Annotated in this window: 11 protein-coding genes; all 11 read right to left on the bottom strand. The window is 40.6% G+C overall.

Going from position 1 to position 12,049, the window contains the following annotated elements:
- Window positions 1–45: 45 nt before the first annotated feature.
- Window positions 46–522 carry a phosphatase PAP2 family protein gene (locus DN53_RS09845; RefSeq protein ID WP_223308334.1) on the bottom strand — a complete coding sequence of 159 codons (477 nt, stop codon included), beginning with the start codon at window positions 520–522 and terminating at the stop codon, window positions 46–48.
- A gap of 64 nt (window positions 523–586) precedes the next feature.
- Window positions 587–1,369: a M90 family metallopeptidase gene (locus tag DN53_RS09840; RefSeq protein ID WP_109649929.1), complete on the bottom strand. Its 783-nt coding sequence runs from the start codon at window positions 1,367–1,369 to the stop codon at window positions 587–589.
- A 15-nt stretch (window positions 1,370–1,384) separates the two neighbouring features.
- Window positions 1,385–1,597, bottom strand: a complete 213-nt coding sequence (locus DN53_RS09835) for a heavy-metal-associated domain-containing protein (RefSeq protein WP_109649928.1) — start codon at window positions 1,595–1,597, stop codon at window positions 1,385–1,387.
- A gap of 17 nt (window positions 1,598–1,614) precedes the next feature.
- Window positions 1,615–3,879, bottom strand: a complete 2,265-nt coding sequence (locus DN53_RS09830) for a heavy metal translocating P-type ATPase (RefSeq protein ID WP_109649927.1) — start codon at window positions 3,877–3,879, stop codon at window positions 1,615–1,617.
- Between the two features lie 109 nt (window positions 3,880–3,988).
- Entirely contained in the window at window positions 3,989–5,149 is a 1,161-nt protein-coding gene (locus tag DN53_RS09825; RefSeq protein ID WP_109649926.1) for a hypothetical protein, read from the bottom strand.
- Window positions 5,150–5,193: 44 nt separating this feature from the next.
- The gene (locus DN53_RS09820; protein WP_394340342.1) at window positions 5,194–6,483 is read right to left on the bottom strand and encodes a PQQ-dependent sugar dehydrogenase; all 1,290 of its coding nucleotides are present in this window, start codon (window positions 6,481–6,483) and stop codon (window positions 5,194–5,196) included.
- A gap of 54 nt (window positions 6,484–6,537) precedes the next feature.
- The gene (locus DN53_RS09815; protein WP_109649924.1) at window positions 6,538–7,875 is read right to left on the bottom strand and encodes an MBL fold metallo-hydrolase; all 1,338 of its coding nucleotides are present in this window, start codon (window positions 7,873–7,875) and stop codon (window positions 6,538–6,540) included.
- A 119-nt stretch (window positions 7,876–7,994) separates the two neighbouring features.
- A complete protein-coding gene (locus tag DN53_RS09810; RefSeq protein WP_109649923.1) occupies window positions 7,995–8,555 on the bottom strand; it encodes a DUF305 domain-containing protein in 561 nt (186 codons plus the stop codon).
- Between the two features lie 97 nt (window positions 8,556–8,652).
- On the bottom strand, window positions 8,653–8,868 hold the full coding sequence (locus DN53_RS09805; protein WP_109649922.1) for a heavy-metal-associated domain-containing protein: 216 nt from the start codon (window positions 8,866–8,868) through the stop codon (window positions 8,653–8,655).
- 369 nt (window positions 8,869–9,237) lie between these two features.
- Complete coding sequence (locus DN53_RS09800) at window positions 9,238–9,804, bottom strand: helix-turn-helix domain-containing protein (protein WP_109649921.1); 567 nt, start codon at window positions 9,802–9,804, stop codon at window positions 9,238–9,240.
- A 296-nt stretch (window positions 9,805–10,100) separates the two neighbouring features.
- Complete coding sequence (locus DN53_RS09795) at window positions 10,101–11,918, bottom strand: efflux RND transporter periplasmic adaptor subunit (protein ID WP_109649920.1); 1,818 nt, start codon at window positions 11,916–11,918, stop codon at window positions 10,101–10,103.
- Window positions 11,919–12,049 lie beyond the last annotated feature (131 nt).

Genomic DNA, 12,049 nt, shown 5'->3' with positions numbered 1-12,049 from the left:
TTCCGCAGGCACGGGGGAGAGCAGTATGAAAATGCTCGCCAAATTTCAAAAACTAAATAGCACCCCAAAAGTTGTGTATCCTTCTAGTTGAACCGTAGTAAATTCAGTTTTTACCCTTTCGGTTTTTTTCCAGCCCAAACCATCGTTCGTATCGATTTTTTTGATTCGTCGGTTGGCCGCCGCCTTGCCCACTACATAACCGATAAAAAGACCCAAGGGATAGTCCGAGGCCCAATGCACCTTACTGCTCATCATTTCGAAGGCCATGATACCCATTAAAGTATAGCACACGGGCTTGATCCATTTGATTTCTGGATAGTTACTGGCAATGACGGTAATCGTGGCCATAAAAGTGGCTACATGCCCAGAGGGCATGGCATCGTAGTTCGACGTTCTTGTTTGATATTCCTTGATGCTTGGGAAGAGTGTCCAATGCCCGCCGGGATTGCCACTATCGATGGCGGGGCCTGGACTCTGCCTTCCGGTTATCCTCTTGATGGTCTGTGTGATGACGCACATCATACGTGCCATTTACAGCATCCATACCTTATTTTTTAGTGGACCTTAACTATACTATTTTTTGCAGTTACTTTTTTAAAAGTGCTGGTTCCTGCCTAAAGCATTCCACCAGCATTTTGTAGAGTTCTGGATGTTTTCTCTTAAATAAATCGGGACGTTCAAAAAAGTACTCGGCAGCTACGGCAAAAAACTCCGCTTCATTGGTTCCACCATAATTTCTGATATCTGATTTATTGGCATTGATAACTTCCATTTCCGTATGGATCAACTTTAACCACGGGATGGTATATTGATGCTCCAACAACCTTTCTGGGATTCCATCCGTGAAATCATCCAATTTATCAATAAGATGTACAAATTCGTGTATGCCCGTATTGTTTTTATCGCTTTGGTTCTTGAAGCCATGGTAGAGGGCTTTCTTCGATAATATCATTTGCTTTTCAAAACGTCCATTCCCCACAATTCCGCCGATATTACGCGACTTATCTTTGCTGCTAAATTGCATATCCTCATTGAAGTTATCAGGATACAATAGGATTCCGCTTAAATTGGTATAGTGCCATTCCTCAAAACCAAAAACAGGAATTACAGCACTCGCCGCAATTAAAATCTTGTCGAGCTCATGCAATTCCAATTGTACCCCATCAATATAGACTTCACTTAAAAATTGCATCATTCGTTGCTGAAATGCTGCTTGCCTTTCCTTTGAAAGGTTACGATAGTAGAGTACATTATCCAACAACAATCCATGCCAATGCTCTGGGAAAGGCTGCACCTTTTGTCGTTTTGCTTTTTTATAAAAATGAACAACCAAAAGAAGAATGACACCTAAGAGGATAACGTAACCCATAATAATTTAAAGGTATTACTCTACGGACTCGGCCTTAAATCCTACTTTTTGCAAAGTAGCTTTTACATCTTCTTCGGAAGCACCATCGCTTTCTATGGTCAATATTTTATCAGGATTAGCGGTATCCACTTCCCAATTTTCAACGCCTTCTTGTTTGTTCAAAAAGGGGGTTACTTTAGAGACGCAACCACCACAATTGATATTTGTTTTAAATTTCAAAATTTCCATCGTATTTAAATTTATAATTAAAGTTTTGCTCGTTTAAGTCTTAAGCTATTTGCAACTACAGATACGCTACTGAATGCCATTGCTGCTCCTGCAATCATCGGGTCCAATAAGAACCCATTTACGGGATACAGAACTCCTGCCGCGATAGGTATTCCAATGATATTATATATGAATGCCCAAAAAAGGTTCTGACGGATGCCCAAGACCGTTTTTTTTGATAGTTCCAACGCTTTTGGGATGGATTGCAAATCTGAGGTAATCAAGGTCATCTTTGCCACGTCCATAGCGATGTCAGAACCTTTACCCATTGCAATGCTCACATTGGCTTGCGCCAAGGCGTGTGAATCGTTGATGCCATCGCCAACCATAGCTACGATCTTTCCATCAGCTTGCAGTTTTTCTACAAAAGCTGCTTTGTCCGAGGGCATTACTTCTCCTTGATAGTTGGTTATCCCTATTTCTAGTGCCACCGCAGATGCGGTCTTGTTATTATCGCCCGTGAGCATATAGACCTCGATGCCTCTTTCTTGAAGCGTTGCTATGGCTTTCTTTGAAGTTTCCTTAATTTTATCTGCAATGGCGAGTATCGCGAGCATTTGTTTTTCATTACCAAAAAATATGACCGTCTTTGCTTGCTCTTCGAGACTTTCTGCTGTTTGCATTAAGGAAGCATCGATTTGAATATTATTCTCAAGCATTAATTTATGGTTTCCAACATAGTATTGTGAACCGTCCTTTATTTCAGCTTGAACGCCTTTTCCTGTAATACTTTCAAAAGAAGCAATTTCAGCTTTTTCAATATTTTCATCTTTTAAGTGGTTGACCACCGCTTCCGCTAAAGGGTGTTCTGATTGTGCTTCAATTGCTAAAAGAATTTGCTTGTATTTCTTCGTGTCTTTATTATTCTCAGACCAATGAATATCCGTCACTAATGGTTTTCCTTCGGTAATGGTACCCGTTTTATCAAGAATGACCGCATTCACTTTATGTCCTAGTTCTAAACTTTCGGCATCTTTTATTAGGATATTGTTCTCGGCACCTTTGCCAATCCCCACCATTATAGCCGTAGGTGTAGCCAATCCCAATGCACAGGGACAAGCGATAACCAATACTGCTACAGAGGTCAATAAGGCCTGCGAAAATGCATTATCGTCTCCTACCGACATCCAAACAATGAACGTAATGATAGATATACCCAAAACGATAGGAACAAATATTCCAGCAATTTTATCGACCAGTTTTTGAACGGGTGCCTTGCTTCCCTGGGCTTCCTGAACCATTTTTATGATTTGGGATAGCAAAGTTTCACCACCAACTTTTTCTGCGGTAAATTGAAAGCTCCCTTTTTGATTTACCGTTCCGGCAAATACTTTTTCATCCTTTGTTTTTTCTACGGGAACAGGCTCTCCCGTAATCATACTTTCATCTACATACGAGCTTCCCTTGGAAACTTCGCCATCTACAGGTATCTTTTCTCCTGGGCGCACCAAAATGGTTTGACCCACTTGCACAGCCGAAATAGGAATTTCTTTTTCTTCCCCATTCTCAATAATCTTCAGGGTTTTGGGTTGTAATCCCATCAATTTTTTGATGGCCGAAGAAGTGTTGGATTTTGCCTTCTCTTCCAATAATTTCCCCAAGGAAATAAAGCTTATAATTACGGTAGCCGCTTCATAATAAACGTGAGGCTCGATACCGCGACTCAACCAAAATTCAGGAAAAAAAGTATTGAATACACTAAAGAGAAAAGCGATTCCGGTACTCAAGGCGACCAAGGTATCCATATTCGCCTTCCCGTGTTTAGCTTGCTTGAAAGCATTGATGAAAAAGCTACGACCGAACCAAAATAAAACAGGAAAAGTCAATACTAACGAAATCCATTTTCCGGGTTCCCAATGCATAAAAAACATTCCCAAAATAAATATGGGAAGGGTCAGAATCGCTGACCAGATAGTACGGTTTTTTATATCTTGATAATGCTTTTGCTGGAGTTCTTGTTGTACTTCTGAAGGGTCTTCCGCATCGATGATAATGTCATAACCTACTTCTCGCAAAGCGTTTTGCAATTTTTCCTCCGTAACGGTCTCATCATAATCAACGAGTACTGAACTACTGGCAAAATTAACACTGGCACCGTTGACACCTTCGGTATGCGACAGGATGGATTCAACACTTGATGCGCAGGCCGCACAAGTCATTCCCGTGACCGGAAAGGATTTTTTGATATCTGATTTCTTGGTTTTAGTTTTATCCTTTTGCTCCAAAACAGTTGTGGTTTCCATAGCTTTATCTGAATTGCTTTATGCAAAGTTCAGAATTGTTACCACCAACCGTGTTACGAAATTTGCTGAAAGAGTTGTAATATTCTCGCAAAATGTGGAAAACAACTAGTCAAAGTTGCTTTTCTAGCTCAGCGACTGTTTTCTTAAACTGTTCTAAATCCTTGAAGATATGTGCCCCTATCTCTATGGCTTTGCGATAATAGGGAAGAATGATTTTAGGAAAGCTCCTTTTCTTGTACTCATTTTCCTCTGCATCCATTTTATCTTTACGGACATCGCCAAATTTCAACAGCAATAGTGTTGCTCGTCGTATTTCCTGTGGGTTATTGCGTTCTTTGACTTTATCCACCAAGTTGAAAAACTCTATATCATTCTTGGTAATGTTAGCTTTTGATTCGTATCGTCTTAATTGCTCGTCTATCTCTATATCTTCAATTCTGGCTAAGTTCATATTGATATTATGGCCCGCCCAAAAACCATTCTCTTCATCGAACCAAATGCCCGAATCGTGCCATTTACCAAAAAAATTGACGGCATTTTTGATGCGGAAACCTTTGAGTCCTTCCTCAGAACCCAGAATGGTAACTTCACAGGGATTGGGAAACATTCCCATTACAACTACATCCTTTTTGTAAGAATTAAAATACTGAAAATACAATTTCTTGAAAATGTCGAATAAGTCAATAACATTATTCAACTTGGGGTAGAAGAATTCATCTAAATCAAAGGAATGGTTTAAGACACCGTTTAAATCGATAGGGTCCGAATCGTGCATTACATACCGATCTTCGTCAATAGAATAGGCGGAATGGAAGAAACTGTTGCGTATTTCTTTAAAATGGTTCTGCTCATAAAAATCGATTAGGTGCTGCTTTTCCGAATCGGCCAAGAGCTCCATCAAGAAATCTTGTTTTTCGCCGATTCCCAAAAGGCGCTCATATTTTTTTGTTTTCCAAAAAAGATATGATGAACCTTTGTATCCCAATTTAATACGGCACAGATTACCTATTATGTTGTAGAAGTCGCTGTTCTCAAAAAAAGTGGAGTAAATCTGTAAACCCATACGGGTTTTCTCTTTTCCTTCCAATTCATTGTACAACCTTTTGTAAAACTCGATTGCATCGAACCATTCATGAAGGTTCGAGTTTAAATTGGATGAACTGATTCCCCTATAATTAATCAGGTTAAGTACAAAATCGAATTCGCTTCTAGCCTTGGCTTCTTCAAAAAGATTTCTCAAATCCTTTACTGGAGGTTGTGCATCTTCCATAAATAAAAATACTTATTTAACGGCAAACCCCCATTGAGAATCGCTCACATACCATTTTTACCTTCCCAGCTGATTCTCCAGATCGTATTGGTCACATCATCGGTTATCAACATCGACCCATCGAGTAGTACGGCGGCACCCACGGGTCGGCCATAGACCTCATCTTTTTTGCCGTCAACAATAAAACCCGTTAAAAAGTCTTCAGGTTTTCCAGTTTGTTCTCCGTTCTCGAAAGGCACGAAAACCACTTTATAGCCTGATAAAACCTGTCTGTTCCAAGAACCATGCTGCACGACAAAGGCTCCGTTCCGATATTTGTCAGGAAATGAATCGCCCGTGTAGAACGTCAATCCCAAAGATGCGGTATGGGGGCCAACGTTCACATCGGGCACCAGTGTATTCTCCACTTGGGCCGAAGGAACCCATTTTACCCTTGGATCTTCATTTTGCCCATAGTACACATAGGGCCAACCATAAAATCCGTTTTCCTGGACACTGGTCAAATAATCAGGTACGAGGTTGTTGCCCAATCCGTCGCGTTCGTTGACCGCCGTCCATAAGTCTCCGGTAACGGGATTCCAATCCATACCCACAGGGTTTCTTAGTCCTGACGCGAAAATTCTTAGTCCTGAGCCATCAGGATCAATCTCAAGAATGGCCGCCTTCATGAATTCGGCCTCTGCCCCTTTCTCCCCAACATTCGAGCCACTACCGACCGCTATATATATTTTCGAGCCGTCCTTGTTGGCAGTAATATTGCGTGTCCAATGTCGATTGGCCTTTCCTGCGGGCAAGGTCGTAATTTTTTCTGCTTTTCCCGATAGTTGAGATTGGCCGGGCTTGTAAGGAAAACGTAGCAATCCGTTGGTATTGGCCACATAGAACCAATCATCCAACACAAGCATTCCGAAGGGTTGATCGAGTTCCTTTTCGAGAAATACGGCGCGTTCATCGGGAGACCCATCCTTGTCTACATCGCGGAGCAAGGTTATCAAGTCGGAACTGTTCTTAAAGCTTTTCGACTTTGATGCCCCGATGAACCATGCCCCGATTTTTTTCCAAAGCGGATAATTAGAATTGCTTTGCGCCACAAGTACATCGCCATTCGGTGTAACGTACATCCACCTTGGATTCTTGAAACCGTCAGCATATTTTGTAACGGTAAAACCTGGCGGGGCTTTTGGTGTCCTTCCATTTTTCCAGCCAATGACATTGCTATAGTTGGAATAGGATTTGGAGGCCGATATCGGCGGTAGCGAATCGACGGTCTGCGCATTTGTAGTTGCCAATACTAAGAGTGAAATGATTAAACCTGTAAAAAAACGTGTTCCCATGGCCATTTAAAATTTTGTCTTACATCTTCTGCCCATTAAAACTTAGCATCTTGGTTATTTGAATTTCTCAATAACATCCCCTAGGTCATATACTTTTACGTCTTGCAATTCATTTGAAAGTATGCTGCTTCCGATCGCGCTTCTATATCCACTGCCGCAATGGACAACAATGGGTTTGTCAGTGGGAATTTCCTGAATTGAATTCCTAAGTTCGTGAAGGGGTTTGTTCAGGGCATCTTCAAAAATTTTCTTTTTTCTTACTTCATCCGTATTTCTGACATCGACAATAGTGTAATTATCCAGATTTTGTAAAAAATGCTTGAATTTTAATCGTTCGTTTTCGATCAAGTTTTTTTTCGGAAGGTTAATTATGGCCTTAAGCTGATTTTCATATCCGATCTTCGCCACCCGCCGGGCGATGGTCTTTACATTTTTTGGAGAATCAGCGACCAAATAAAATTCCTCATCTGGTTGGATTATAGTACCTAACCATGTTTCAAAAGAGGATGCTTCGCCACCCTGCATAATATTGATACTCTGTGGCCAATGACCTTGATTAAACTCGTTTTCATCACGACTATCGACAATTAGGATATTATCTTTTGGTTTTTCGGCATTAAGATGAATAGGGATTTTAGCGGTTGCCATATCAATCGATTCAACTTTCTTTTTGTTCATAGCTACATCATGTTTGAAATAGGCCGGTATGAACGGTTGGTCTTCAAGGAGTTCTTTGACAAACTCATCTTCATTTTGATGGCCAAATGCCCAGTTATCCTTTCGCTCCCTACCTAATGTGCTACTGCTATCTGCCGACATGCTTTTGCCGCACAGGGATCCCGCCCCGTGGGCGGGGTAAATAATGGCCTCATTCGGTATTTTTTTGAATTTAGTTCGAATTGTGTTGAACATTTCACGGGCCAGTGCTTGCTTTTTTTGCTCTTTGTCATCTTCATTTCCGCGCAGGTCCGGGCGTCCGACATCCCCGATCAATAAGGTGTCCCCCGTAAAAAGTGCAACCTCATTTGCATCTGTGGCAAGAATGGAAATACTATCGTATGAATGCCCAGGAGTATTTATGGCTTCTAGTTTGGTATTGCCCACGAATATGGCACTGTTCCCATCAAAACTTTCGAAAGGGTATTCAGCTTCCAATCTGCTGCTGTTATAGATCGTGGCACCTGTTTCTTTGCTAATTTGCCAATGTGAGCTTACAAAGTCTGCATGGGAGTGGGTCAATAGCACAACTTTGATCTTAGCATTTACTTTATGCGCAAGATTATAATAGTGCATCGGGTCGCGATCGGGATCGATTATCGCCATCTCCCCTTCGCTCAGCAGTACGTATGAATAGTGGGAAAGTGGTTTATATTCAAATTGCTGTATTTTCATAAAAATTTTATGCGTTTATAATTTAACGTCCGAAATGCCTTCGTTTATTCTCCTGTATTTTCGTTTTTTCCTTTCGAAAGTAAAAACTGTTATTACCTCCTGACATTCACTTTTCCGTATCAGTCAAGGTTTGTTGTTTCTTCGGTAAGCGATCCTTCAAATTTGGGAAGCGGACGCTTTTCCTTTTCTTCTTCTGTTTCTACTATCCCATTTTTCTTGATATCGTCGATCAACCATTGCATTTCCATGATTTCCCTACGCTGCGCCTTGATGATTTCATCGGCAAGCTCCCGAACCCTGACGTCCTTTATTTGAGAACGCTCACTGGTCAAAATAGCGATGGAGTGATGGGGAATCATACCTTCCATATAGTCAACACCGGAAACCGTAACCTGGCTCCTGACCAGCCATATTCCACCCGCGATCAGCAAAACACCCAAAGCCAAGATGGCAATATTCTTATTGCGGTCTTTGTACATCTGTAGCATATACAGGAGCATGATAATAACCATGGACCCACCCATGATCAACGTCATAAAGAACCTGGTTTCACTATACCAGAAGTGATCGATAATCTGATAGGAATGTGTGTACATTAAAAAGAACATCGCGACCATTGAGGTGCCGATCATTGCGAAGAACTTTAAGTAATTGTTGACTTTCTTTTCTTTATTTTCCATTGTATATACTTTTAATCGGTTATTATGATTTCATTCTTTTTGGCCATCATCAAGATTACTGGACAACTATAAAGGGATTATTTTAGCCATGTTCCACTCAATTTACAGGTTGTATTTTATATTGATTACCAGCATTTTTTAAGGCCTCTTGCAAATTTTCCAAAGGCACTTCAAATTGCGATTCTACCGTTGCTTCGGCATTTTTCAAATCGACCGATACATCGGCTACCCCTGCGACGTTTAATAGTGCTTCTTCTACATGGTTTCTACAGCCGTTACAGGTCATTCCTTCTATTTCGTATCTTCTTTTCATATTATGATCAATTTTTATTCTAACAATTTCACCTTTTGAATCAGAAGTGTTGATTCAAATACGTTATCGAAAAATAACATTTTCTAAATCTGGGCGTTGTTTGAAAAAAAACAAACCTTGACCCATTCGATTATTTAGGGCTATTTACATCAAAAAAGTATGCGATTACCTAAAAAGTTTTATTGTAATCGAGCTTTTGCCATTAATGACTAAAAATTCAGTGCAATAGGTTTAAGTTCGCCCATCACTATGCACCAAAAAATCTCTAAACATCTTTATTGAAACCTGAACATAAAGATGATAATGAAATTCAATGCATGGGAATCGACTTCTTATAACAAGCCACGAAGAGAAGGTTAAGCTTATAAATTATATGTTATCCAGCGATTTTCTATTTTGAAGGGCACTTTTCTTAAATTGTGTAGGTGCTATACCATTGATTTTTTTGAACTGGTTGCTTAAATACGCGACACTGCTGTAGTCTAACTGATGGGCTATTTCCTTTAAGCTTAGCTCGTCATAGATGAGCAATTCCTTAACCCTTTCAATTTTTTGGCTAATGACATACTGTTCAAAAGTGATACTCTCCACGGAAGAGAAAAGGGAACTTAAGTACTTGTAATCCAGACCTATTTCTGAACCAACATAATCGGTCAATTTGACGTTTAATTCTTGTCTTGAATGAAAAATTTTTTCTATTACAAGATTTTTCATACGCTCGATCAATTGAGACTTGCGATTACCAATCAAAGAAAAACCCAGCTTATTCAATTCGGTTTGTAATTGATTTTCTTGTTTTGCGGTCAGTTCTTCATTCAATGTGACTTGGCCCAGTTGCACATTGGAATAATCAATACCAATCTTTTTCAGAACATTGTATACCGCCGTAACACATCTTGGGCAGACCATGTTTTTTATGTGCAGCATATGGCTCATGATAAAGTTTTAAAATACATTGCGCTCACATTATCCATTATCACAGATGGGACCGATGTTCCCAAATCGCTCTCAACAAAACCAAGACTACCGTGACTATAAACAAGATGATAATCGCCAATGCAGCATAGAATCTTGTTTTTCGGTTAGATTCTATTTTTGTTTTCTTGCTCTCCTTTCTTTGTTGGCTTCTTCTCTCCCTACGTTTTTGACTCATGATGCCAAAATCTTTTCATTTTTCTTTTACTCACACCATTCAATTTTCTCTATTATAATTTTATCGGCCTTATAATTAATTATTGTATCATTCCCCTAATTTCCCCACAAGTCATCATTGCTTCTCCGTAGTATGGGTTTCGAATCTCCTTTTCCAGGCTTAGCCAATTGGCTCCCTTATTGCTATCTGCCATCGGGCAATAGCTGTTGTACACTTTTTGATTGACTCCAAAAAGCTGAACACCGCTGATCATGTGGGCCGATAGATGTTTAAAGTGGTCCCTTTGCTCCTTGATCTCAGAAGTGCTGGCCACTGCATTTGACGATGCTTTGAGCTCTTTTTGAATGGTCATCCAATGATCATGGGCCTCTTTGTCTTTTAGCAACTTCATATCGACTTTGGCCAAACTTTCTTCCATTTGTTTTGCTTCTTTTTGTGCGGCCGCGCCATCATCATTTACCAAAGCATCCTTAACATCTATATAGGCTTCGAAAACCTGCTTCAACTGACCTTGAAACTCACTTGATACTTCAATCCTTTTTTTCATATTAGAATGGTCGGTGCCCGTACTTGTTGAGGGTTCCATTTTATCTCCTTCCTGCATACCGAAATGACCCTCATGCCCGGTCATGGTTTTGCCTCCCTCTGCGTTCATCATCGATTTTTTACCCTGTAACTGTGCGGCCGCATCTACGGTAAATGTTCCGTTGGTCACAATTTGATCCCCCTTTTCAAGCCCGCTAATTATTGTATAGGTATCGCCATTGGTACTTCCAAGGGCAACTTCGCGCATTTCAAAGACAGGCTCATTGGGATTGGTCTTTACATAAACCACCGATCGTTCCCCCGTCCACATTACGGCACTGGCCGGTACGATAACGGTATTCTCCATCTGCATTTCGGCAGCTTTGATCGTACCTTCCACGAACATACCCGGCTTCAAGAGATTATCCTTATTGTTAAGTATTGCCCTTACCATGACCGTTCTTGTAGAAGAATTAAGTAACGGGTCTACAAAGGATATTTTTGCCGTAAATTCTTTATTGGGATAAGCATTGGTCGTTACTTTGACTTCCTGACCTTCCTCCAGCGACGCTATTTGATTTTCATAAGCATCAAAAACCGCCCAAACGGTATTCAGGTTGGCAATTTTGTACAAAGGCTGCCCTTGTTTGACATAATCTCCTTCTTCAACCATGATATCGGTAATCGTTCCTGAAACTGTGGCGTATACCGGGAAGTTTTCCTGCACTTTGCCCACTTCTTCTATCTTATCGATTTGATTTTCAGAAAGTTTCCATAATTTTAATTTATTGCGAACGGCGTTGTATAAGGCTGGTTGCGATTCCTTCATGGATGCTGCCGTCAACAGCTCTTGCTGTGCACTTACTAATTCAGGGGAATAGATGGTTGCAAGAAGCTTTCCTTTGGCTACGTTCTCTCCGGTATAATTTACGTTCAACTGTTCAATACGCCCTGCGAAATAAGTAGCTTGCGTAGCATTGGCTTCTTCGTTTTCGCGAATCTTTCCTGAAAGTTTAAGTGAACTCCCATCCGAACCACCTATACCAACGGTAGTTGTACGAATATTGGCCAAGGCCATTGCGTTTTCCGTCATTCTTATTTCATTGGCACTAAGCCCCGTCGCTCCGGTTTCAGCAGGAATGAGATCCATACCACAAATTGGGCAGTCTCCCGGTTCGGGTTGCATAATCTGCGGATGCATGGAGCAGGTCCACATCTGATTTTCCGATTCATCGGAATGGTCATGACTATCGGACATATTCGATAGATCCTTAACTGCTGCTTCATCGGTGGAAGAATTTCCAAAGATAAGGTAGCCCGCCAATAGCCCTACTATGACAGCGATTGCGAGGTAGACGATGTTTTTGTTCATGATATTTAGTCTTTATAAAATTTATTTTTATTCAAAATGTTCGAAACTTGTAAAACTCGGTATTGCTTGATGTCAATATAAGCTGCTTATTAATGCTACGAGGAGCGTTTGAAATACAAACAAAATCACAA

Origin of the sequence: Flagellimonas olearia (assembly GCF_004150225.1) — a bacterium.
Taxonomy (GTDB): Bacteria; Bacteroidota; Bacteroidia; order Flavobacteriales; family Flavobacteriaceae; genus Flagellimonas; species Flagellimonas olearia.
Note: the sequence above shows the minus strand (reverse complement) of the source record. Positions and strands in the feature narration are given on the sequence as shown.